The following is a 22,993-nucleotide window of genomic DNA, read 5'->3' as shown; positions in this document are numbered from 1 at the left end:
CGGCTCGCCCGCGCCTGCCCAGGCTCACGGTTGTTGCCGTCACCCGTCCGAAGCTAGTTGGAGCGAGACGCTCAATCGCTGCGCCGACGGCTCGACGGTAAGCCCCCCGACAGCCACGGACTCGGTCACGGTTTCGTGCGCAACCCGGCCGCCGAGGCCCGCTGGCGCGAGCACGCGCACGATGTCGTGCCGGGCGGCCAGGGCACGCACTGCCTCCCGGCCGGCTCGGCTCGGCGAGCGCGCCACGAGCACGTCGATACGGTCGATGCCCGCGGCGGCCAGCTGGTCCAGGGCGCGTGCGGGATCCGGGCGATCCACCACGACCACGACCGGGTCCGTCTGCTGCACCGCGAGATGCGGCCCCGCCGGCGGCGGCGGTCGGTGTGCGCTGGCCGCGGCCCAGACCCCGACGCCGGCCGCGGCGATCGCCACGCGACGAGGGACGGCACCGAGGCTGCGCAGCAGGCGTGACGACGCTGCGCAGCCTCCGATAACAGCAGCAACGGCAGCTACCTCAGCGGCCTCGATCTGAGGCCAGGCCAGTGCGGCGCCCCAGCGCGCCACGCCTGCGACCCACGCCATCATCAGCCGTGTCGGCAGGTGCAGCACCGAGGCCACTGCGTCACCGGTTGCGCCGCCCAGCAGGCCGCCGACGAGGCCCCAGACCATGGCCGGGCCGGCGATCGGCCCCGCCAGGACGTTGGCGGGGATGCTCACGAGCGGCAGCGAGCCGAAGACGGCGAGCTGTACCGGCAGTACTCCCGCCTGAGCGCTCAGGGCGGCCGCGAGCGCCAGGCGCAGCCACGGCGGACCCCACAGCACACGGGAGAGGCGACGCGCCCCGACCACGATGGCCGTCGTGGCAGCGACGGACAGCTGGAAGCCGACCGAGCGGACAAGCAGCGGGTCGACGAGCAGCAGCACGATGACCGCCAGCGCCAGCAGCCGCAGCGCCGATGCCCGTCTGCCCACGGCGTGCGCGCCGACCGCCAGGGTCGCGAGCGTGCAGGCCCGCAGCACCGACGGCTCGCCTCTGGTCAGCACAGCGAACTGGACGAGCAGGATCGCCACTGCGCCCAGCCGAGCCCGGGGCGGCAGCCCGGCCAGCAATGGTGCGAACAGCAGCAGCACGAACGCCACATTCGACCCGGAGACCGCGAGCAGGTGGGTGAGCGATGTGGCCCGGAAGTCGTGCACGACTTCGGGCAGCTGTCCCCGATCATCGCCGTACACGAAACCCGCGAGCAACGCTGCGTCACGCTGCGAAAGCGATCCGGCGGAGGCTTCCACGAGCCCGCGCAGCGAGTTCGCGAAGCGGAATGGCGCGCTGCCGCCGTCGACCCGGTGCGCTGTGTGAATCTCAGCGGTTCCAGCGAGATGCCGGGGCCACAGGAAACGGCGATCGGCGGGCTCGGCCGTTTCTGCGGTCACGCCCAGGCGCCAGCGCTCCCCCATCGCCGCGTCTTCCAGCCGCCATGCGGCTGGGCCACGTGCGCGACCCTCCCACCGGTGCGCTGCGCCGTCGATCGTTGCGCTGAAGGGCACGACCAGGGCACCGGAGCGCCAGCGAGGATCGCCGACCAGCAACACCTCACCCTCGAACTCGCCGCCGATGGCCGTACCGAGTTGGGCGAGCTGCGCCTGCATGGCCGAGGCCGCGAGCACCAGCAGACCGGCCGGAATGAACAGCCGCGCACGGCTCACCACGCCGGTTGCGCACAGTGCGATGCCGAGTGCAGCTCCCCACAACCACGACCCTTGCCACGACAGCGCAGCAGGCGCCCACACCGCTCCGGCGGCGGTGGCAATGGCACCGGCGACGACCCACCGGTCGGCGACGGCGCTCAGACCGCCGAATCGGCGAGGCGCCGCTCGTGGCGGTTGCCGTCGGTCCAGCGGAGGGGATGAGTTCGACCAGTGCGATGGCGGCGGCGACATCGCAGACTCAAACGGTCGCATGGGGCCGCAGCTGGGACAGCTTGGATGGCCCGATCCCGGGTACCTGCTCGAGTGCATCCAGGGTGGCGAACAGGCCGTGCTCGCTCCTGAAGGCGATGATCGCCGCCGCCAGGGACGGGCCGATGCCCGGCAGTTCGTCGAGCTGCGCTGCGGTGGCGGTGTTGACGTCGACCGGCCCGGCCGAGTCCGAGTCCCGTGCCCCGGCAGCGGGCAGCTCGCCCTCCACCGGCACATAGATCTGTTGCCCGTCGCTCAATCGCTCCGCCAGATTGACCGCTGCATTGTCGGCATCGGCGGCCAGCCCGCCGGCCTTCTCGACGAGGTCGCCGGCGCGGAAACCGGCGGGGACCTCATACAACCCAGGCTGCTGGACAGCACCAGCAAGGTGCACCCACAGCGTCGACGGTTGCGTGGTGGCCACAGGCAACGGCGCGCCTGCTGCTGCCGAAGGCAGGTCGATGGGCGCGGGCGCACCGTGCCGCACGCCCGCCAGAAAACCCACGCCCACCACGGCGACAAGTGCGCCGGCTACGACCAGCACAGGCACCATGCCCACACGGCGGGCAAAGCCAGCCAACTCTGCCAGCACGAAGCGCCAATCAGTTGAGGGTCCGTCTGCTGAGGGACTTGGGCCCGGCGCCCGCATTCAGCTGAACTTAGTGACTGATTTTGACAATCTTTGGTGGAATTTCCACTGTTTTCAGTCGCCACATAGCCAGCAGGGCCAGAACCAGACAGACAGCCGCCCAGCCGCTGAAGAGCCAGCGCGATCCGATCAAGCCATACAGCGGTGGGCCGCCGAACGCGGCAATCGATGCCATCGTCAGACCGACTGCTTCGAGCACGCCGGTGCCCGTCGCAGCCCGCTCGGCGCCGGTCGCCTCCAGCACCAACACCTGCGCCCCCATAGCGCCATACGACTCGGTCACGGCCTCAGCCAGGCCGACCAGGATGAATGTCACCAGGCCACCGATCCAGCCGTAGAACAGCACCGCCGGAACGAAGAGCAGGAGCGCGGGCACAGCGACGCGCCCGCCGCCGAGACGCTCTGCCAGCGCACCGGTGTAGGGCGGCAGCGCCATGAGCGGGACGCCGATGATGAGCAACCCGACCGCCAGTTCCACCGACGACACGCCGACGTCGGTGAGATACCGGTCGACGGTTGCATCGAAGATCCCGATCAGACCCCAGATCCCCACGTGCACGCAGATGGCGGCCTGCACCCGGGGCCGGCGAAGCAGGTCCGCGAGATCCGAGTAGTCCACCACGGCCGCGGCGATCGGCGACCTCGAGATCTGCACCGCCGCGATCGGGCCGAGCAATGCCATCACAGTGCCGGTGAGCAGGAACGGGGCTTCGAATGAGATGCCGCTGAGCGCCGCCCCGATGGCCGGGCCGCTGATGAAGCCCGCTACCGCGCACGACACCAGGCCGCCTACCTTGGCACCGCTGCCGCTGACGTCGCGCCCGATCAGCGCTTTGCGGGCCACCAGGCCGAACAGCCCGAACGCGAGGCCGGCCAAGGCCCGACTCGTCACCAGCGACCACGTGGACTCCGCGAACACAAAGCCGTACGCCCCCAGCACTGCAGCCGCCAGCGAGAGCCACACGACCACGCGATGGTGGCCGCGGTCGATCAGCGGCGAGAGCAGCAGTTGCGCTGCCAGACCGGCGATGAAACCCGCCGCCGCGACGAATCCCAGCTCCCAATGGCTGAGGCCGAAGCGGTCTTGAAGGTCTGCCAGATAGGCGAAGATCACACCCATCGATGCCGTGACGAGGAATTGCGTCGTGTAGATCGTCACGTACAGCACCGGCGCAGCGTATTGGCGTACTTCGGTCCTCGGCACGACCCCGCGCTGGGCATGATCGTCGATACGCGAGACGCCTTAGCGCCCCTGAGGCAATGATGTTGTCGGCTCAATCGACCGAGGGAGGCAACGACGGTGACCAGCTCAGCCCATTCCGCAGCCGCCGGCAGCGTCGCAGGCATCGACGCCGCGCCGGTCACCGCATGGCTTGCCGAGCGAGTCGAGCTCGACCCGCCGTTGTCGTTCGAGCTGATCACCGGCGGCCACTCGAATCTGACCTACCGCGTCGCTGATTCCGAGGGGCGACGGTGGGTGCTGCGCCGCCCGCCGCTGGCGCATCTGCTGGCCAGCGCACACGACATGGTCCGCGAGCACCGCATCCTGGCGGCGCTGGAGCCCACGCCGGTTCCCACTCCCCCGGTGGTGGGCCTGTGCACTGATGCAGAGATCAACGGCGCCGACTTCTATGTGACCGAGTTCGTGGACGGCACGGTGCTGCGCTCGCTGGCCGATGCGGAGATGCTGGCGCCCGAGGCCCGGGGGGTGCTGAGCCAGCAGCTGGTCGAGGTACAGGCCGTCATCCACGACACCGATCTGGGGGGCACTGGCCTGGACACCCTCGGGCGCCCGGAGGACTACGTGGCCCGGCAGATCCATGTTTGGCGACGCCAGTTCAACGCCATGACCTCGCGGGATCTGCCGATCATCGAACGAGTCCACGACATGCTCGTGTCGACCATCCCGCCCCAGACCGAGGCCACGCTGGTGCACGGCGACTACCGCTTGGACAACTGCCTGTCCCGCACCGATGGCGAACTGGCGGCGGTGCTGGACTGGGAGATCTCCACGCTGGGCGACCCGTTGGCCGACTTCGGTTTCTCGCTGGGCTACTGGGTGGAGCCGGGCGACGGCTTCAACCCGCTGGGCCACGACGCCACTGCTGCTGAGGGCTTCTGGACACGCGAGCAGCTAGCGGAGGAGTACGCGAGGTTGACGGGCCGCGACGTCAGCGCCATGCAGTGGTTCTTCGCGTTCGCGAGCTGGCGTCTGGCGTGCATTCTCGAAGGGGTGCATGCCCGCTATGTGGGCGGCGCCATTCCCGATATCCCGCCCGAGGTGCACGAGTTTCCCGACAGCATCGTGGCGCTTGCCGAGCGGGCGGAATCGGTGCTGGCAAACCTCTAGCCACTATCGTCCCCGCCATGAAGGTAGACGGCGGCCTCGGAGTCACAAGCGGATTCGATGGGATCATCGAATCGAGTCGGGAACAGGAAGAGCTGGGCTACGACGGCCTGTGGGTGCCCGAGACGTGCCACGACCCGTTCACCATGCTGCCGCTCGTCGCGCACGCGACCGAGTCGGTGGACCTGGGCACGAACATCGTGGTCGGCTTCGCCCGCAACCCGATGTCGCTGGCCTACAGCGCCAACGACATCCAGACGATGTCGGAAGGGCGCTTCGTCTTGGGTCTCGGCAGCCAGATCCGCCCGCACATCACCCGGCGATTCTCGATGGAGTGGTCGAAGCCGGCGGCTCGCATGCGCGAGATGATCATGGCGATCAAGGCCATCTGGAACTGCTGGAACAACGGCGAGAAGCTGAACTTCCGCGGCGACTTCTACGAGCACACGCTGATGACGCCGTTCTTCGACCCTGGGCCCAATCCGCACGGACCGCCGCGCCTGGCGCTGGCGGGCGTCGGGCCGCTGATGACCGAGGTGGCGGGTGAGACCTGCGACGTGTTCCTCTGCCACGGATTCACCACCGAGAAGTACCTGCGCGAGGAGACGATCCCGGCGCTCGAGCGAGGCGCAGCCCGGGCCGGGCGTGACCCCAGCGAGATCACGATCTCTGGGCCGTCATTCATCGTCACCGGCAACACCGAAGAGGACATGGAGAAGGCCCGGCAGGCCACCAAGCAGCAGGTCGCGTTCTACGGCTCGACGCCGGCGTACCGGCCCGTGCTCGACTGCCACGGCTGGGGCGACATGCAGACCGAGCTGAATGCAATGTCCAAGGAAGGCCGCTGGGTGGAGATGGCCAACCTGGTCGACGATGACATCCTCGATGCGTTCGCCGTCGTGGCCGAGCCCGAAGGCGTTGCCACCGAGCTGAAGCGCCGCTTCGACGATGTCGTGGACCGCATCAGCTTCTACGCCCCCTACAAGGGCGACCGCCAGCGCTGGCAGACGATCTTCGACGACCTGAAGAGCTAGCGCCTGCTAGCTCGAAGCGTCGTTGAAGCATCAAACACAGCGACGATCTGAAAAGCTAACGCCAGCTCACGCGCCCAGCGGGGCGCAGTCAGAGCCGCAATTGGGATTCGCTGCGGGCGTGGCAGGTGTGGCGGGCCGGTGCAGGACACCCGAGGTCGGCCGCAGTTCCAGCTCGAGTCCGTCGGCACCTTCGACGGTACGGGCCTCGACGTCCACGATCATCGAGTAGCCGCGAGGCTCGTGCGGCGGCCACAGCACCGAGATGTTCGGCTGGCTGGCCACGTTGGCCGCGGCGGACCGGCTGGCGCCGCACCGCAGGACGTCACCGTCAAGTCGCATATCGAGGTGCGCGATGTGCGGCGTGGCGTCGTCGCGCACCGTCAGCACGTACGCCGCAGTGCCGAACTGCTCCATCTGCTTGCCGATATCGGCCGGCTCCACGGGGATGCTCATGGGCCTGACGATATGCCCGCAACAAGCCGCACGCGCACCGATTTGCCGTCACGGTCAACTCTCGAATCTCGCCAGCGCGCTGGTATCGTCGTGAGGCCTCGGGGCTATAGCTCAGTTGGTAGAGCGCTTCCATGGCATGGAAGAGGTCAGGGGTTCAATTCCCCTTAGCTCCACCCCACAGACTTGTAGCGAACCTCAGCGACGAGGCGGCAGCACGTGGCGCGCCATGTAGTCGACCTCGCGGGGCCACGCTTCCTGACCCATCGTGAGCACCTGGCGCTTGCAGATCCTCCAACCGGCCTCGGTGCGCACGAACGAGTCGACGTAGCGCCCGAAGATCCAGGCGTTGTCGATGTCCTCGTGGAACTCGTGCCACGCGTCGAGATAGGTCACCGTCTCGGCCGAGTCCTCGCCGTTGAAGCTGACCTCGATGTTGCTCACGTAGTGCGCAGACCGCTTGTAGATCTTGTCGGTCCCGGCCCGGAAGAACTTGTACGCGTACGCCTTGTCGTTGAACGTCCCGAGTTCGCCGCCGTAGTCGTACTCGCAGTCATCGGTGAACAGCTCGACCACGTCGTCGGGACGGTTGTCATCGATGGCGCGGCAGTACGAGTGCAGGACGTCGCGTATGTCCTGGAGGTCCGACAGCTGTTGTGCGGTGTAGGGCATTGGCCTCTCCTACTGGTCGGGGAGCTCGCTGAACGCCAGACCCCGAGTCGGATCAGGCTCTTTGGGCAGACCGAGCTCGCGCTCGCCGATGAGGTTGCGCTGGATCTCGTCGGTACCGCCGGCGATAGCCATGCCCTGGGCGAACAGTGCCGTCTTCAGGAAGTGACCGCCGTCGGGCTGATCGTCGCGGCCGAGCTGTGCGGGCATGCCCTTGCCGGAGAAGCCCAGATCGCGCAGGGTGCGGCACAACAGCGAGTTGCCGAGCTTGCCGAGCGACGGATTCACCTGTCTCGCGCCGTTCCAGTCCAGGACAACTCGTTCGATGTGTGCGTTGGCCAACGCCTGTCGCAGCAGCGGATCGGTTCGGTCCTCGTCATCGAGCAACGATCGGACGACCTGGTCTTTCATGGCGCCTGTGGTGTAGCTGAAACCCGAGATGCCGGTGCTGGTGGCCTGGGAATGCTGGACAACTCCGACAGGCGTCGAGAGGTCGACGTCGTTGACGACGTCACCGCCGCCGTCGTGGCCCACGGCATCGAGCTCGCGCTCGACGGCCAGCATCGTCATGGCCGCCCGCCAGCCGTTGTTCAGCCCGCCGATCGCATCGTCGTGACGCACGCGGGCGTTGTCCATGAAAACCTCGTTGAACTCGCAATCACCGGTCATGTCCCGCAAGGGGCGAACCTCGACGCCGGGCTGGCCCATGTCGATGCAGAAGAACGAGATGCCCTGGTGCTTGGTCACGCCGGGGTCGGTGCGCGCCATCACGACGGCCCGATCGGCCGTGTGAGCAGCAGTGGTCCAGACCTTCTGGCCGTTGATGATCCACTCGTCGCCGTCTCGCTCGGCGGTGGTCCGCAGCCCTGCCAGGTCCGATCCGGCGCCGGGCTCGGAGAAGAGCTGACACCAGAGCTCTTCACCTGTGGCGATCTTCGGCAGGTAGCGATCGAGGAGCAGGTCGGGTCCGTGCTCGAACAGTGTGGGCGCCACCAGCGTCACCGCCACCCCGTTCGGAGGCCCGAACGCCCCGACGTCATCTCGGGCGCGATCGGCTTCGGTGGCTTCGAGGTGGCTGAGGCCGCGACCGAACCGATCGGCCGGCCAGAACGGGTAGCCCCATCCGGACTCGGAGATGAGCCGCCACCAGTCCCCCACGGGCATCTCGGCATCCCAGTGAGCCGAGTACCACTCGTGCGCCTCGTCGTAGACCGTCATGCTCGAGCCTGTCCCCCGCGGCCTCCGCTGAGACACTAGTGCCATGGCGCTGGTCGGGATCTTGGGCGCGGGCCTCAGCGGCGTGGTGATGGGCATCCAGCTCAAGCGTCTGGGCATCGACGACTTCGTCGTCTACGAGAAGCAGTCCGATGTCGGCGGGACGTGGCTGCGCAACACCTATCCCGGACTGCACTGCGACATCCCGTCGCACATCTACTGCTACAGCTTCGAGCCCAACCCCGACTTCTCGATGGTGTTCTCCGGCCAATCCGAGATCCAGGCCTACATCAGGTCGTGCGCCGAGAAGTACGGCATCGCCGACCACATCCGGCTCAACACCACCGTCGACCGGGCATCGTGGCAGCCTGACGACGCCTGCTGGGAACTCGAACTGGCAGAGGGCGAACGGCTCCGCCACCGCTTCGTCGTCTCAGCCACTGGCGGCCTCACCGAACCCCACTACCCCACCCTCGACGGCTTCGACTCCTTCGAAGGCCTGGTGTGGCACGCCGGTTCGTGGCGCCACGACGTCGAGCTCGCCGGGCGTCGGGTCGCGGTGGTGGGCAGCGCAGCGGCCGCGGTTCAGGTCGTTCCCGAGGTGGCGAAGGACGCGGCCGAGGTCTTCGTGTACTCGCGTACGCCCAACTGGGTTCGCCCTCGCGGCAACCGCTTCTACACCGATGAGGAGAAGGCGGAGCTGGCCACCGACGAGGGTTGGCACCGCGCTCGGCGCCAGCAGTACCGCGACACCATGCTGTGGCAACGGGCGTTCGAGAAGAAGACCGACGCCATCGAGGAGCTGCGCGCTGAGGTCATGGACCAGATGCGCGCTGCGATCTCCGATCCGGACACGATCGCCGCACTGACACCCTCGTTCGAGCCGGGATGCAAACGCATCCTGGTCTCCGACGACTACTACCCCGCCCTGGCGCTGGATCACGTGACGCTCGTTCCGCACGGCGTCACCGCGCTGACCCCGAGCGGCGTGGTCAGCGCCGACGGTACCGAGGTCGATGTCGACGTCGCCATCTTCTGCACCGGGTACAAGCTGGGTGGCCGGGCCGATGGCGGGCCTGCGTTGGAGATCTATGGGCGCGACGGCCTCGACCTGCGGACAGCCTTCGGTCGGGCGCCCGAAGCATTCCGGGGCGTCGCCATCCCGGGCTTCCCGAATTGGTTCACCGTCGCTGGTGTCAACGGATCCCCAGGCCATGCCCCTGTGTTCATGACGGCCGAAGTCGCCACCGACTACATCGGCCGCTGGATCCATCATCTGCTCGCCCGCGGCGCGAACGCCATCGAGGCTCGCCGAGACGCCACCCATGAATGGGCCGAAGCCACCCAAGCGGAGCTGCAGGAGATGAGCTGGGCGGGCGACTGCCCCGGCTGGTACCGCGACCGCAACGGTCGCATCCTGCCGTTCTTCCCCGGCAGCTGGACCCGCTTCCGTCGCGAGATGCGCGACCTTCACCTCGATGCGTTCGAGGTGAGCTGACACCGACTCACATCATGTCCGCTCAGGGGTCAGGTCCCGAGTGTGAGACGGGCGACCGCGATGGTGGTGTTGTCGATCAGGCCGGCGAAGCGGGCGGTGTCCATCAGCGTGTCGGCGACTGTGTCGGCCGATTCCCGCCGCTCGGGCGGCAGCGCGAAGCCGAGGCTCAGATCGTCTGCGTCGTCGCCGAACCAGCCCCGGTCATGCGTCATCAATACCGGGTCGAACAGCCCATCGGTGGCCAGCACGACCAGCAGCCCCTGGTCGCTGATCCAGCCTTGGACACGGGCCGCGGGCACGTCCTCGCTGAGGTTCTCGAGGTGGCCCGCCGGCAGCTCGTAGGTGCTGCCCGGGCTGGCCCGGAACATGCCGATGCCGCGGCTGACGAATCCCATCGGCCCGCCATGAGGGGTGCTGTGCCAGCCCGGCCCTCCCGCGATGGGCACCAAGAACGCCATCGAGTCCCCCGCCCACGACACCAGCAGGCGGCCTTCGGGTGTCCACGCGGCAACCACGAGCGTCGTGAGCGCGATCACCGACGACACGCCCTCGTCGGGGCTGCGCATCTCGGGATGCAGACCCCATGCGGCCGCGTTCGCCGCATCGAATGCTGCGGTCATCTCTGCCTGGCTGGTGATGCGTTCGGGCAGCGCATCCACTGCGGCCTGGGCAGCCTCGTCCCCGAACGGATGACCGCCCAGCCCGTCAGCCACCGCCATCACCCACGAGCCGTCAGCGTTCGCGACCGTCCGGACGCGGTCCTCCTGCCGATCCCGCGGCCCAACCTCAGCCCGCGTGGCGATGTCGACACCGACCGAGGCGGCTGATATCCGGGTCACAGAGCACTCCGTTCGAAGTCTCACCAGCGACGGTACCGAAGCGCATCGGCCGGAGCCCAATTGATTTCCGCGGCCACACGGCCTCGGTCGAGGCACTGGCCATGGCGGGCGGGCGGATGCCCTGCTATGCAACGGAGAACGAATCGAGTCTCGCAATGCGGTTCCATGGGGCGGAGCCGTGGGGAATGGGGGGACGTGATGCCAGATTCGTTGGAGCCTGGTTCGTTGCAGATAGATCCGAGGGAGACCCGGGCCGCTCTGGACCAGGCCAGCCATGCACCGGGCGCGATCTACGCCAGCCCAGAGATCTTCCGTCGCGAAGTGACCGAGTACTTCAAGCGCGAGTGGCTGTATGTCGGGCGGGTCGAGGAGCTGGCCGACCCGGGTGACTACATGGCGCTGCGCCTCGTCGATGAGCCCGTGCTGCTCTCACGCGACCGCGACGGCAAGCTGCATGCCAACTACAACATGTGCGTTCACCGGGGTGTCGAGATTGCATACGGGGAGGGCAATCTGCGGGCGTTCAGCTGCCCTTACCACGGCTGGGTGTACGGCCTCGACGGCCAGTTGAAGAGCGCCGCCTACATGGCCGAGTCCGAAGGATTCGACGTTGCCGAGTGCGCCCTGACCCCGCTTCGGCTCGATGTCTGGCGGGGCAACATCTTCATCAACTTCGATCCCGATGCCGAGCCGCTGGCCGACGCGATGGCCGTGATCGACGAGGAGTTCTCGTTCCTCGGGTGGGAGAAGTGCCGCCTCGGCAACAAGCTCGAGATCGACCTGGCGTGCAACTGGAAGTTCGTGCACGAGAACTTGATGGACTTCTACCACGTGGGGGTGCTGCACGCGGGAAGCTTCGGGGCCAACTTCAAGTTCGAGCCCGACCACGTGATGATCAAGCCCGGCGGCGGACTGTCGATCTTCTACGACGCCGGCCCGCCCACGCCGGGCGCCGAACCGCTGCTCGGCAAGATGCCGTGGCTGGATGACCGGCCGCACAGCTTCGCCTGCACGGCGTACAAGGCGCCCAACATGACGTTCTTCGGCCGCATCGACTGCATCCGGCCGATGATCGCGTGGCCGATCGACGAGGGCCACACCAAGGTGGTCATCTACCACCTGTTCCCCGAGGAGTTCTTCGATCGGCCCGACTTCGACGAGACGCTGAAGATCTACTACGACTACCAGATTTTGGTGCTCGAAGAGGATCGGGTGATGATCGAGTCGATGCAGCAGGCGATGAGCTCACCCGCCTACCGGCCCGGGCGCATGAGCACGCACGAGAAGGGTGTGCACAACTTCCTCAACGGCTACCTCGACCGTGTCCTCGACGGAGCCACCCCATGACCGCCACCGTGACCGGCGCGGCGGACGTGCTGATGCGCGACTACATGGCGTTGGAGCCGGGCGAGACCGTCCTGATCACCGCTGATACCGACAGCGACGAGGTGGTCTGGCAGGCGGTACTGCGGGCGTCGCTGCTCGCCGGCGCCAATGCCTCGGTTCACCTGATCCCGCCACTGCCGTATCAGGGTCGCCTCGCCGATCCCTACGTGACTCCCGCACTGGGGGCCGCAGCGCTGGCTGCAGACGTGTGGATCGACTTCACGTTCCCCTATCTCGCCGGTTCGGAACTGCACGATCACGCAATGGAGACCAACCGCATCCGCTACCTGCTGGGTGCCGACCTCAGCGCCGGGGGCCTGTTGCGGCTGTTCGGGCGAGTTGATCTCGACCACTACTTCGCGGTGCACCATGGGTTTGACGCGCTGGTGAACGATGCCGTTGGCAAGAACGTGCGCATCACCGACAACGCCGGCACCGACGTGAGCTTCATTCTGGGGCAGCGCGGGTTCGAGAAACCTCGACGCGCCGACAAGCCGGGGACGGTCCTGATTCCCGGGCAATGCACGCTGTTCCCCGAAGTTGAATCCGTGAAGGGCCGCATCGACGTCGGCGCCATGTTTCACGAGTACTACACCCGGCTTCCTTCACCCATCACCCTCGAAGTCGATGGCCGCATCCAGGCCATTTCCGGCGGAGGCAATGAGCGAACCGTCGCCGACCGGGCGCTGCGCCGGGCCGGCAAGGACGGCGGCTACGGATACGTCATCCATTTCACTCACGGCATCCATCCCACAGCCCGGGTCACCGGCGGCTCGTTCGTCGAGGACACACGTGCGATGGGCAACAATGCGATCGGCATGGGCATGCCGTGGTGGGATCCCGGCGGCGGTGAGAACCACCCCGATGCTGTCTTGTTCATGCACACGATCGACATCGACGGTCAGCGTGTCGTCGAAGACGGCGCCATCGTAGGCCCTGAGCCGTTGGCGGCGCTCGCAGCCGATCTGCAACCCCTCGCCGGCTGAGCCGCCATGAAACCTGCGCCGTTCTCGTTCGTTGCTCCCGAGACGCTCGACGAGGTGCTCGGGGCCATGGCCGCCCACGGCGAGGACGCCCGGATTCTCGCCGGCGGCCAGAGCCTGGTCCCGCTCATGAACCTGCGGCTGGCCCGACCCGAGGTGGTCGTGTCGATCAACCGCTGCGGAGAGCTCGACTACATCCGGCTGTCGGACGACCGCCTCGTCGTCGGTGCGCTCGTGCGCCAGTTCGATGCCGAGACCAGCCCGTTGGTCCAAGCCGAGTGCCCGCTGCTGGCCACCGCACTCCCCCACGTCGGCCTGCCCGCCACGCGCAACCGCGGCACCGTCTGCGGCAGCCTGGCCCACTGCGACCCGCTCGCCGAGCTGCCGGCCGTTGCGCTCGCGCTCGAAGCCGAGCTGGTGCTTGCCAGTACCGCCGGCGAGCGTCGGGTACCGGCCCATGACTTCTTCGTCGCGGACATGACCACCAGCATCGAGCCAGGCGAGATCGTCTCGGCAGTCGCATTCAAACGTCAAGACCCAAGCGAGCGAAGCAGTCTCGAAGAAGTATCGAACGGAGGCAACGTGTTCCCGGTCGGCGGGGTCGCATTGCGGTGGGCCAGCGCGGGCGGCACCTGCACAATGGCACGCATCGCGGCGTTCGGCGTCGGGTCGGTGGCCCAGCGTCTGGTCGACGCCGAGGACGCGCTGGTCGGCACCGACCTGGGTCCCACCGCAATCGCGGCCGCCGTCACGGCTGCTCGCAACGCCGTCAATCCGACCGGTGACATGCACGCCGACGCCGACTACCGGCGACACCTCGTCGGCGTGCTGATCGAACGCGGGCTGCTGGAAGGGGAAGGTCCATGACCGATGAATGCGAGGTAACCATCACCGTCAATGGCCGGAACCGCCACTCCCGCGTGGAGCCTCGGCGATTGCTCGTCGACTACCTGCGGCACGATCTCGGCCTGACCGGCACCCACATCGGCTGCGAGCAAGGGGTCTGCGGGGCGTGCACGGTGCTGCTCGACGGCCGCACTGCCCGCAGCTGCCTGCACTTCGCTGCGGCGGTCGACGGATCGGACATCCGCACCGTGGAAGATCTCGCGGGGCTTGACGAGCTCCATCCGATCCAAGAGATGTTCCACCAAAAGCATGCGCTGCAGTGCGGTTTCTGCACGCCGGGATTCCTCCTCACAGCGGTCGAGCTGCTGGAACGCACCGCCGACCCAGACGAGGCCACCATCCGCGAGACGCTCATGAACAACGTCTGCCGCTGCACCGGCTACGCCAACATCGTGGATGCGATCACCGAGGCCGCCGTGGAGCTGCGACGGGGGCAGCAAGCATGAGCAGCGACACTCACGGCGCTGTCGGCCAGAGCGTGCTGCGGCGAGAGGACGATTACCTCCTGCGAGGCCAGGGGCGCTTCGTCGACGACCTGCCCGCGCCGCTCAACACGCTGCACCTGGCGTTCGTGCTCAGCCCCTACGCCCACGCCCGCATCACCTCGATCGACGCGAGCGAGGCCCTTGCGCTCGACGGCGTGGTCGACGTGCTCACCGGCGCGGATCTCGCTGCCATGGTGAAGCCGATCGCTGCGCAGATCGAGCTGCCCGGCTACAGCTTCAACACCCGAGACGTGCTGGCGATCGACGAGGTGCGGTTCGCAGGCGAGGCGGTGGCCGTGGTGGTGGCCGAGAGCCAGTACCTCGCCGAGGACGGCATGGAACTGGTCCAGGTCGACTACGAGCCGCTTCCTGCGGTGGTCGACATTCACGAGGCCACTGATCCCGCCGCCCCACAGGTCAACCCGACAGTGCCGGGCAACGTCTATTTCGAGGGCCGATTCGCGACCGAGAACGTGGCCGCTGCTTTCGACACGGCGGCCCACGTCATCTCCGAGGAGTTCCACTCCAACCGTGTGACCGCCGTGCCGATCGAGCCCCGAGGGTGCCTCGCCGTGCCCGAACAGCCGGCCAACCTGGTCTTCTACTCCTCGACCCAGATCCACCACCTGCTGCGGACGGCGCTGGCCGAGTTCCTGGACGTCGCCGAGTCAACCCTGCGGGTCGTTGTTCCCGACGTCGGCGGCGGATTCGGCATCAAGGCGGCCCTCTACCCCGAGGAATTCGTCTGCGCTGCGCTCGCCCTGCGTCTGCGCCGGCCAGTGAAGTGGGTCCAGGACCGGTACGGGGCCCTGCTCACCGACGTCCACGCCCGTGACAACCACTATCGAGTCGAGGCCGCTGTCGATGATGACGGCATCGTCACGGCGCTGAGGGCCGAGATCCTCACCAACGGCGGCGCCTACTCAGCGGTGCCGTTCGGCTGCACGCTGGAGACCACCGGCGGCGCCCGCATGATCGTCGGGCCGTACCGCATCACCGAGTATGAGTACACGGCCACCGCCGTCGCCACCCATACCGCGCCGGTGCTGGCCTATCGGGGTGTCGCACAGCCGGTCTGCTTCATGGCGATCGAGGGCATGATGGACCGGATCGCCCGCCGGCTCGAGCTCGACCCTGCCGAGGTTCGGCTGAGGAACATGGTGCCCACCGCGGAGCTGCCGTGGAACAACGTCGTCGGCGTCCGCTACGACACGGGCAGCTTCGTCGAGTCGCTCGAGATGGCGATGGAGATGGCGGGCTATGACGAGTTCCGCGCCGGTCAGGCCCAAGGCCGGCTCGTCGACGGCAAGTACCGAGGCATCGGCATCTGCAGCTTCACCGAGGTGAGCGGGACGGGCGCTCCCGGCTGGCGCGCCCGCGGACTTTCCCGCCTGCCCGGCTTCGACAGCGGAACGGTGAAGGTGGAGCCCACCGGCAAGGTGACGGCCTTCGTGAGCCACGCGCATTCGGGTCAAGGCCACTTCACGACCTTCGCTCAGGTCGTCGCGGACGAGCTCGGGGCTCGCTTGGAGGATGTGACGGTCGTCGAGGGCGACACCGCGGCGGGGCCTTACGGCACCAATACCTTTGCCAGCCGCAGCGCAGTCACCGGCGGCGGGGCGCTGATACGGGCATCGGAGAAGGCCCGGCTGAAGCTGGCGCGGATCGCCGCATTCATGCTCGAGTCCACGCCAGAGGACATCGTGGTCTCCGACGGCCAGATGCATGTCGCGGGCGTGCCGAGTCGGGCCCTTTCGTTCCAAGAGGTCGCCGAGACGGCGTACGCAATGAACACCACCGACCTGCCTGAAGGCGAGAGCTTCGGCATCGAGGAGACCGACTTCTACGACCCGCCGCTGGTCACCATGGCGAACGCCACCCACATCGCGCAGGTGGCGGTCGATGCCGCAGACGGGACGGTCGACATCGAGGGCTACGTCGTCGTTCACGACTGCGGCCGCGTCATCAACCCGATGATCGTCGACGGCCAAGTGATGGGCGGCGTGGCTCAAGGCATCGGCGAGGCGCTCATGGAGGAGTTCGTGTACGACTCCGACGGCCAGGTCCGCACAGCGACGCTGATGGACTACCTGCTGCCCAGCTCGACCGACGTTCCCAACTTCCAGATCGCCCACATCGAGTCGCCGTCGATCGACACCGTCGGCGGATTCAAAGGCGTGGGAGAAGGCGGTCTGATCGGAGCGGTGCCCTCGATCGTCAACGCCGTCGCCGACGCCCTCGCCGACCTCGACGTCAACGTCAACATCAAGCCGCTGCGGCCAGCTCTGCTGTCACGCCTCATCCGAGAAGCCGGAGGCTGACGCCGCCTCGGCCCCAATAGCCTCGGCGACAAGTGCTGTTGGCTGCGTCGGCACCGCCGCTGTTCACCGAGCTGGCGATCCTGCTGGTTGCGGGAACGTTGATCGCCTTCGTGTCCTCGCGTCTCGGGGTGGTGCCAATCGTCGGGTTCCTCGCTGCGGGCACGGTCATCGGGCCCAGCGGCGTCGGTCTCATCAGCGACATCGATCTGGTCAACCAGTCGGCAGACATCGGCGTGATGCTGCTGTTGTTCACGCTCGGCATCGAGTTCAGCCTCGAACGGGTCCGCCGCCTGGCGTCGCTGTTCCTGATCGGCGGGACGGTGCAGGTGGGCCTCACCACCGGCATCGTCGCTGCGGTCGTCGCCGCCTTCGGCGTCGAATGGCGGACGGCGGTCTTCACGGGTCTGCTCGTGTCGCTCAGCAGCACGGCAATCGTGCTGAAAGTGCTGGCCGAGCGCCGAGCCACCACGTCGCCCGTCGGCAACGTCTCGGTCGCGCTGCTCATCTTCCAGGACTTGGCGATTGTCGCCATGGTGCTGGCGGTGCCGCTGCTGGGCGGCCAGACCACCGGTCCGACCGACGTGCTGATCGCCTTCGCCAAGGCGGCCGGCATCGTCGTGGCAGTGATCGTTGTGGCGCGGACGCTGGTGCCGGCAGTGCTGCAGTACGTCTCGCGGATCCAGTCGGGCGAGGTGTTCCTGCTGACCGTGCTGGCCATCTGCTTCGGGACGGCGTATGCCACCAGCCTGCTCGATGTCTCGATCTCGCTCGGGGCGTTCCTTGCGGGCCTGATGGTCAGCGAGAGCCGTGTCGCTGCGCGGGCACTCGGTGAGGTGATGCCGCTGCAGATCCTGTTCTCGGCGACGTTCTTCGTCTCCATCGGCATGCTGCTCGACGTCGGCTACCTGGCGCGCAACCTACCCTTGGTGATCGGCTTGGCACTCGTCGTGGTCGTCGTGAAGATGCTGTCGACCAGTGCTGCGGCGTTGCTGGTGCGCCAGCCGCGGGCGGTGGCACTGTCGGGGGCTCTGGTGCTGGCGCAGATCGGAGAGTTCTCCTTCGTGCTCGAACGAGCCGGTGAGGAAGTCGGGCTCGTCCCGGCGGGACTCGCTGACGGCACCGACGCATTCATCGCCGTGACCGTGCTGCTGATGGCATTCAGCCCCTTCGGCGCGCGCTGGGGCCAGTCGCTCGCCGCACGTTCCGACGCCGACCGCCGTGCCCGCCAGCGCAATCGCCCGCACGACGGCGATGTCCCTGAGTTCGACTCCAGCGAGCACGAAGCGCTGGTGGATCACGCCGTCGTGAACGGCTTCGGCCCGCGGGCACGCCGCATCGTCTCCGCGCTCGAACTGGCGCACATCCCCTACACCGTCGTGTCGCTCGACCCCGAGGCGCAGCGATGGGCCGCAACCACAGGGCGCAAGGTGCTCGTCGGCGACCTGTCCCGTCACGTGATCGCGGAGCGCGCCGGCCTGCGTGACGCCCGGATCGCGCTCGCCGTCGACAGCCCGCCCTCAGCGGTCGAGCAGTTCGCCCGCATCGCCCGAGAGCACAACCCCGACATCGCCGTGCTGGCCTGGGCCGCCGATCCCGCCGATGCCGCCGACCTCGAGCGCGACGGGCTCGTCGATCACGTCGTCGCAGAGCGCCAAGCCGCCCACGACGCGCTCATTGCCCATGCGCTCGGCCACTTCGAGCTGCCCGAGCCCGACACCGAAGCCGTCACCCACGCAGTCCTCCACAACGAACTCGAGCCCGATGCGACACGAGACGACTCAGCGAGCAACGACCCATGACATTGCAGTCGCAGTGGCCTTCGACCAACTCGCCAGCCCCGTCGAGCACGCCAGGATCCGGCTGACGCCGCGCAAGTGTCTTTAGTCTGCGAAGAGTCGGCGGAGCGGGTAGGAGAACCCCGGCAGCACTGAGCCCCCGTCGAGTTCGTCATCGAGAGAGCGCGTCTCGGCCTGCGGCACGCCGGCCGGATGGGCATCGGCGTCGCGGACTTCGACGGTCTTCGAGTCGGGATGAACCACCCACAGCAGCCGCACGCCGAAGCCGAGCCACATCTCGGCGCGCTCGGCAAGCTCGCCAGGGCGGTCGCTGGGCGATGCCACTTCCACCACCAGATCGGGAACGACATCGGAATAGCCGGTGGGTGCGGCACTGGGCGACAGGCGGTCTGCCGAGGTGAAGGCGATGTCGGCTTCTCGGACAGTGTCCGGGTCGCGTTCGAGCAGGATGCCGGTATCGGATGCCACCACGGTTCCGCAGCGTCGCTCGTCGGCATAATCGAGGAGCCTGGCGGCCAGCCTCACCACGATCATCCCGTGCCGGTAGCCGGCAGACATGACCTCGCAAAACACTCCCCTGACCAGCTCGCCCCGCACTCCCTGAGCGTCGAGGCGCAGCAGTTCCTCCGCCGTGAGCAACATAGTCGGAGAGGATTCTGTGGCAGTCTTCATTTAATTTCGATGCCTTTCATAGCTATAGGCAACGGATCTGCGCTGCGAGCGTTCGGGGGGACGGCGACCAGCCTGCGGCCTCAGCATTGTCTCACTTAGCGAGCCATCGGGAGAAGCGGTTTCTCGACGAGCTCGCCAGCCCCGTCGAGCACGCCAAGATCCTGATCGTCCCCTGAAGCGCGCCGACAACCGTCGGCCCAGGCGCAGCCCATTCCGTCAGCGCGGAGCGGACGTCCAGCGATCGCCGCCGTCGGTGTCCCAGCTCCCGTAGATCGGCTCGCCGGCGGTCATGCCGCCGTCGATGGCCAGCGTCTGACCGGTGATGCTGCGCGCCCGGTCCGAGCACAAGAACGCAACGGCATCCGCGATGTCCTCCGGTGTCTGGTCCGACAGCAACGGGATCCGCGACACCACGTTGCGCTTGTAGCGGTCGATGTCGGGCTCGAGCTGCTCCCACAGGATCGTCCGGATGATGCCTGGGGCCACCGCATTGATGCGGATGCCCCTGGGCCCGAGCACCCGCGCCATCGACTTGGTCCAGTGGATCACCGCGCACTTCGCCGCCCCGTAGGCGAACAGCGGCGACGCCGTCTGGCCCGCGATCGATGCGGTGCTGCAGATGGCGGCCCCGTCGGTGAGGTCCGGGCCGATTATCGAGGTCACCAGGTGCGCGCTCGTGAAGTTCAGGTCGACCATGCGCCGGAACTGCTCGGGATCCTCGAAAGGCCCGTGCGTCGCAGCCGTGACCCCGGATCCCGGATCGCCGCCGGCGTTGTTGACCAGCACACGCGGCACGTCCCCCACGGCCTCATAGGCCGCCCGGACCGATGCCACGTCGGTCACATCGCACCGGTGAACCGACACGCGGCCGTCGTCGACCGGCTCATCGAGAAGGTCGAACACCGCGACCCGCTCGACCACGTCTTGTTCCAGCAGCGCGTGGACCATCGCCAACCCGAGGCCCCGGGCCCCACCAGTCACGATTCCCAGTCGGTCGTCGCTCACAATCGCTCCCCCATCTGTTCTGCCTCAGCGGAGGGCGTCTTACCACGAATCTCGCGCCGTCTTCGGTGCTGGGCGGCGTCAGTCGACTGGTTCGCGATCTGGGGATCTCAGTTGCCGACGGCGGCACTGACGATGGTGATGACGCCTACCGCCACAAAGACGACGGCGCCGATCCGCGCAAGACGCGGACCGGACCAGCGCTCGACAATTTGCTGACCGACGACGACAGCGAGCCCGGTCGCCGCGACCATGGCAGCGAAGGAGCCCAGCCACACGAAGACTGCCGAGCGTTCAGCAGCAAGTGCAGCGGTCGCGATCATGGTCTTGTCGCCGAGCTCGGCAAGCAGAAACAACCCTGTCGCGCCAAGCAGGCTCGCCCGGCCCAGTCCCTTGGGCATCTCCTCCTCATCGCCGCTCGCCGACCACCACGTCCACAGTCCCAGCACGACGAACAGCCCGCCGACGACCGCCGTGGCCGCCCGGCCCCCGAAGATCGACCCGACTGCCGAACCTGCAGCGACCGAAATGGTCTGCAAGAGGGCGATGGCGGCAGCGAATGCCGCGAGGGTCTTTACGGCACCGTGACGTCCCGCAGTTGTCAGAGCGACCAGCTGGGTCTTGTCGCCGATCTCCGCCAGGAACACGATGCCGAACGCAACGCCGATGTCAGCCACCGCTGCACCTGAGGTCGATCGTCAATTCAGCGGGCTGGTTCGAGGCTGACGAGGGTGCCGTGCACGGCACTGCAGCCCTCGATGTCGGCCGAATTGCCCTCGTGCAGCGCGTTGACATTGCATCCGCCAGGCTCAAGCTTGGGCCAGCGCCCCTTGTAGGCCACGAGCACGCCGCGAGGTGCGATGTCGCCGATGGCTGTCGCGAGCGTGATCTGTCCGGCGCCATTGCGGAGGTGCACCGGATCGCCGTCGGCGATGCCGAGATCGGCTGCGTCGGCGGGGTGAACGGTGACGGTTGGCGGCCCTGAACGCCGCCCGATCGTGCGGTCATTCGCATGGGAGTCGTTGAGACGCCAGCGAGATGCCGGGGTCAGCAGCCGGAACAGGCCCTCCGGCTGGGCGGCATCGGTCGCCGGCGTCGGCACCGGGTCGAGGCCGACCTCTGACAACGATGCCGAAGCAATCTCAATTCGCCCCGAAGGTGTGCGGAACCTTCGATCCGCGAAGTAGTCGAACGGGTCCTCGGTGAGATAGACGTGACCCCGTTCGGCCAGTTCTTCGAACGAGAACCCCAGGTCGAGCCCGTCCAGGAGCCGCTCGATGAGGACTACATCGCTCTCGTGGAGCTCGGGTTCGTCGTATCCCATTGCTGCGGCGAGCCGGCGGAAGATCTCCTGGTTAGGCAGCGAGTCTCCGACGGGTTCGCGGACCTTGCGCTGGGCTCCCACGATGGGGTTCATGTAGCTGAAGGTGAGATCGTCGAACTCCAGGAAGCTGGCCGCCGGCAGGACGATGTCGGCATAGTCGACGGTGTCGGTGGGGAAACAGTCGACGACCACCGTGAACAAGTCCTCACGGCGGAACGCCTCCCGCAGCCTGAGCTGTTCGGCCGCCGACGCCAGCGGGTTGGTGTTCCAGCTGAACATGGCACCGAAGCGATCAGGGTCTTCGAGGGCACCGGCGAGACCGATGTGATTCAACTTGCGGGCCTCGCCGTCCACGAGCGACGCGCCGGCGAGCTCGTCGAAGTCGGCCCCGAGCAATGCTGCCGCCACGTTGAGGTAGCAGATCCCGGCCCCTGGCTTTCCGATGTTGCCGGTGAGCGCCGGCAGCATGCCGATCGCTCGCATCACGTTGGCGCCGGTGGGCTGGCGCTGCAGGCCCTGGCCCGCCCACAGCAGCGCAGGACCGGATGCATAGAGCTCGGCCGCTTGCCGGATCTGTTCAGCCGGGACACCGGTCTGCGCCTCGCCCCAACTCGGCGAGCACGCCTCGATGGTCGGCAGCACATCGGGGGCGCCGTGCACATGTGCCGCAATGAACTCGTCGTCGAACGCCCCCAGGGCCCTGAGCTCGTGCACGATGGAGAACGCCAGCGCTGCGTCGGTACCCGGAAACGGTTGGAGGTGCAGATCGGCACGCACGGCCGTGTCGGTGCGGATCGGGTCGACGACCACCACCGCCCCGTCGAACTCGCCGAGCCAGTGCTGGTCCATGTGGGGGCCGCTGTGAGAGGGATTCGCACCCCACACGAGAATGCACGACGAGTCAGCAGCGGTCCGGGGGTCGAAGCCGGCAACCGAGATGCCGAACATCGCCGACCAAGCGATGTGCCCTGCCAGATTGCAGATCGAGTCCGGCTCGACCTCGGTGGCGCCCAGCCGGTTGAAGAACCGCATCGGGAACATGAACGCCAGCATCGACAGCGTCCCCGAGTAATGGGTGTGAACCACGGCCTGCGGCCCGCGTTTGTCGATGACCTGCTGGGTGCGTTCCGCGACCTCGCTCAGCGCTGCGTCCCAGCTGATGGCCTCGAACGCTCCCTCACCCTTCGGCCCGACGCGACGGAGCGGTATGGACAGGCGCTCGCTGGGGTCCTGCCACACACCGTTGTAGGCCGTCGCACACTTGGTGCACAGCGTGCCCCGGTTGATCGGGTGCTCCGGGTCGCCGCGCACGATGACCCGGCCGTTCTTGCCCGGACGCACGACGATCCCGCAATTGTCGTAGCAGTCACGGGGGCAATTCGTTCGCAGCTCGGTCATGCCGCACCCCGCCGCTCATTAGACCACAGCCGTTGGCGAGCGGAATCCGGAACTAGTTTCCGC

The 22,993-nt window shown here is 67.5% G+C and carries 20 protein-coding genes and 1 tRNA gene; 10 read left to right on the top strand and 11 right to left on the bottom strand.

Features of this window, described 5'->3' with window-relative positions; translation table 11 throughout:
* Nucleotides 1-39: 39 nt before the first annotated feature.
* The 3 genes from ACOGXE_RS15490 to ACOGXE_RS15480 all read right to left on the bottom strand — a co-directional run bounded on the left by ACOGXE_RS15490 (nucleotide 40) and on the right by ACOGXE_RS15480 (nucleotide 3,773).
* On the bottom strand, nucleotides 40-1,959 hold the full coding sequence (locus tag ACOGXE_RS15490; RefSeq protein WP_419931790.1) for a ComEC/Rec2 family competence protein: 1,920 nt from the start codon (nucleotides 1,957-1,959) through the stop codon (nucleotides 40-42).
* Nucleotides 1,946-2,548: a helix-hairpin-helix domain-containing protein gene (locus ACOGXE_RS15485; RefSeq protein ID WP_419931789.1), complete on the bottom strand. Its 603-nt coding sequence runs from the start codon at nucleotides 2,546-2,548 to the stop codon at nucleotides 1,946-1,948. Before ACOGXE_RS15485 ends, ACOGXE_RS15490 begins: the two co-directional genes overlap by 14 nt.
* 67 nt (nucleotides 2,549-2,615) lie before the next feature.
* Nucleotides 2,616-3,773, bottom strand: coding sequence for an MFS transporter (locus ACOGXE_RS15480; protein WP_419931788.1), 1,158 nt, complete (start codon nucleotides 3,771-3,773; stop codon nucleotides 2,616-2,618).
* Between the two features lie 132 nt (nucleotides 3,774-3,905).
* Between ACOGXE_RS15480 and ACOGXE_RS15475 the strand changes: the two genes are divergently transcribed.
* Entirely contained in the window at nucleotides 3,906-4,955 is a 1,050-nt protein-coding gene (locus tag ACOGXE_RS15475; RefSeq protein WP_419931787.1) for a phosphotransferase family protein, read from the top strand.
* A gap of 17 nt (nucleotides 4,956-4,972) precedes the next feature.
* Nucleotides 4,973-5,986, top strand: a complete 1,014-nt coding sequence (locus ACOGXE_RS15470) for an LLM class F420-dependent oxidoreductase (RefSeq protein WP_419931786.1) — start codon at nucleotides 4,973-4,975, stop codon at nucleotides 5,984-5,986.
* A gap of 66 nt (nucleotides 5,987-6,052) precedes the next feature.
* On the opposite strand, the gene ACOGXE_RS15465 is transcribed toward ACOGXE_RS15470, so the two are convergent.
* A complete protein-coding gene (locus tag ACOGXE_RS15465; RefSeq protein ID WP_419931785.1) occupies nucleotides 6,053-6,439 on the bottom strand; it encodes a hypothetical protein in 387 nt (128 codons plus the stop codon).
* Between the two features lie 100 nt (nucleotides 6,440-6,539).
* Here ACOGXE_RS15465 and ACOGXE_RS15460 point away from each other — a divergent pair.
* Nucleotides 6,540-6,612, top strand: a tRNA-Ala gene (locus ACOGXE_RS15460).
* 22 nt (nucleotides 6,613-6,634) lie between these two features.
* Here the strand turns inward: ACOGXE_RS15460 and ACOGXE_RS15455 are convergent.
* Both ACOGXE_RS15455 and ACOGXE_RS15450 read right to left on the bottom strand, forming a co-directional pair.
* The gene (locus ACOGXE_RS15455; protein ID WP_419931784.1) at nucleotides 6,635-7,108 is read right to left on the bottom strand and encodes a nuclear transport factor 2 family protein; all 474 of its coding nucleotides are present in this window, start codon (nucleotides 7,106-7,108) and stop codon (nucleotides 6,635-6,637) included.
* 9 nt (nucleotides 7,109-7,117) lie between these two features.
* Complete coding sequence (locus ACOGXE_RS15450; protein WP_419931783.1) at nucleotides 7,118-8,323, bottom strand: acyl-CoA dehydrogenase family protein; 1,206 nt, start codon at nucleotides 8,321-8,323, stop codon at nucleotides 7,118-7,120.
* Nucleotides 8,324-8,366: 43 nt separating this feature from the next.
* Here ACOGXE_RS15450 and ACOGXE_RS15445 point away from each other — a divergent pair, with 43 nt between their 5' ends.
* Nucleotides 8,367-9,818 carry a flavin-containing monooxygenase gene (locus tag ACOGXE_RS15445; RefSeq protein ID WP_419931782.1) on the top strand — a complete coding sequence of 484 codons (1,452 nt, stop codon included), beginning with the start codon at nucleotides 8,367-8,369 and terminating at the stop codon, nucleotides 9,816-9,818.
* Nucleotides 9,819-9,847: 29 nt separating this feature from the next.
* On the opposite strand, the gene ACOGXE_RS15440 is transcribed toward ACOGXE_RS15445, so the two are convergent.
* Nucleotides 9,848-10,657 (bottom strand): protein phosphatase 2C domain-containing protein, encoded by an 810-nt coding sequence (locus ACOGXE_RS15440; RefSeq protein ID WP_419931781.1) that lies wholly within the window; start codon nucleotides 10,655-10,657, stop codon nucleotides 9,848-9,850.
* Nucleotides 10,658-10,855: 198 nt separating this feature from the next.
* Between ACOGXE_RS15440 and ACOGXE_RS15435 the strand changes: the two genes are divergently transcribed.
* From ACOGXE_RS15435 to ACOGXE_RS15410, 6 genes are read left to right on the top strand one after another with little or no spacing between them, the layout of a single operon-like run.
* Complete coding sequence (locus tag ACOGXE_RS15435) at nucleotides 10,856-12,004, top strand: aromatic ring-hydroxylating oxygenase subunit alpha (RefSeq protein ID WP_419931780.1); 1,149 nt, start codon at nucleotides 10,856-10,858, stop codon at nucleotides 12,002-12,004.
* Nucleotides 12,001-13,029 carry a hypothetical protein gene (locus ACOGXE_RS15430; protein ID WP_419931779.1) on the top strand — a complete coding sequence of 343 codons (1,029 nt, stop codon included), beginning with the start codon at nucleotides 12,001-12,003 and terminating at the stop codon, nucleotides 13,027-13,029. The genes ACOGXE_RS15435 and ACOGXE_RS15430 overlap by 4 nt, the downstream gene beginning before the upstream one ends.
* Before the next feature lie 6 nt (nucleotides 13,030-13,035).
* Nucleotides 13,036-13,893: an FAD binding domain-containing protein gene (locus tag ACOGXE_RS15425; RefSeq protein WP_419931778.1), complete on the top strand. Its 858-nt coding sequence runs from the start codon at nucleotides 13,036-13,038 to the stop codon at nucleotides 13,891-13,893.
* The gene (locus ACOGXE_RS15420; RefSeq protein WP_419931777.1) at nucleotides 13,890-14,378 is read left to right on the top strand and encodes a (2Fe-2S)-binding protein; all 489 of its coding nucleotides are present in this window, start codon (nucleotides 13,890-13,892) and stop codon (nucleotides 14,376-14,378) included. Before ACOGXE_RS15425 ends, ACOGXE_RS15420 begins: the two co-directional genes overlap by 4 nt.
* Entirely contained in the window at nucleotides 14,375-16,738 is a 2,364-nt protein-coding gene (locus tag ACOGXE_RS15415; protein WP_419931776.1) for a xanthine dehydrogenase family protein molybdopterin-binding subunit, read from the top strand. The genes ACOGXE_RS15420 and ACOGXE_RS15415 overlap by 4 nt, the downstream gene beginning before the upstream one ends.
* Before the next feature lie 32 nt (nucleotides 16,739-16,770).
* Nucleotides 16,771-18,537 (top strand): cation:proton antiporter, encoded by a 1,767-nt coding sequence (locus ACOGXE_RS15410; protein WP_419931775.1) that lies wholly within the window; start codon nucleotides 16,771-16,773, stop codon nucleotides 18,535-18,537.
* An 81-nt stretch (nucleotides 18,538-18,618) separates the two neighbouring features.
* Here the strand turns inward: ACOGXE_RS15410 and ACOGXE_RS15405 are convergent, their stop codons facing one another.
* The 4 genes from ACOGXE_RS15405 to ACOGXE_RS15390 form a co-directional block, all read right to left on the bottom strand.
* Complete coding sequence (locus tag ACOGXE_RS15405; protein ID WP_419931774.1) at nucleotides 18,619-19,176, bottom strand: Uma2 family endonuclease; 558 nt, start codon at nucleotides 19,174-19,176, stop codon at nucleotides 18,619-18,621.
* Nucleotides 19,177-19,422: 246 nt separating this feature from the next.
* Entirely contained in the window at nucleotides 19,423-20,211 is a 789-nt protein-coding gene (locus tag ACOGXE_RS15400; RefSeq protein WP_419931773.1) for an SDR family NAD(P)-dependent oxidoreductase, read from the bottom strand.
* Nucleotides 20,212-20,318: 107 nt separating this feature from the next.
* Nucleotides 20,319-20,885 (bottom strand): TMEM165/GDT1 family protein, encoded by a 567-nt coding sequence (locus ACOGXE_RS15395; RefSeq protein WP_419931772.1) that lies wholly within the window; start codon nucleotides 20,883-20,885, stop codon nucleotides 20,319-20,321.
* Nucleotides 20,886-20,911: 26 nt separating this feature from the next.
* A complete protein-coding gene (locus ACOGXE_RS15390) occupies nucleotides 20,912-22,930 on the bottom strand; it encodes a molybdopterin-containing oxidoreductase family protein (RefSeq protein ID WP_419931771.1) in 2,019 nt (672 codons plus the stop codon).
* Between the last annotated feature and the right edge of the window lie 63 nt (nucleotides 22,931-22,993).

The organism is Candidatus Poriferisodalis sp. (assembly GCF_965208555.1).
Classification (GTDB): Bacteria; Actinomycetota; Acidimicrobiia; order Acidimicrobiales; family Poriferisodalaceae; genus Poriferisodalis.
This window is presented reverse-complemented; position numbering and strand designations above follow the sequence as displayed.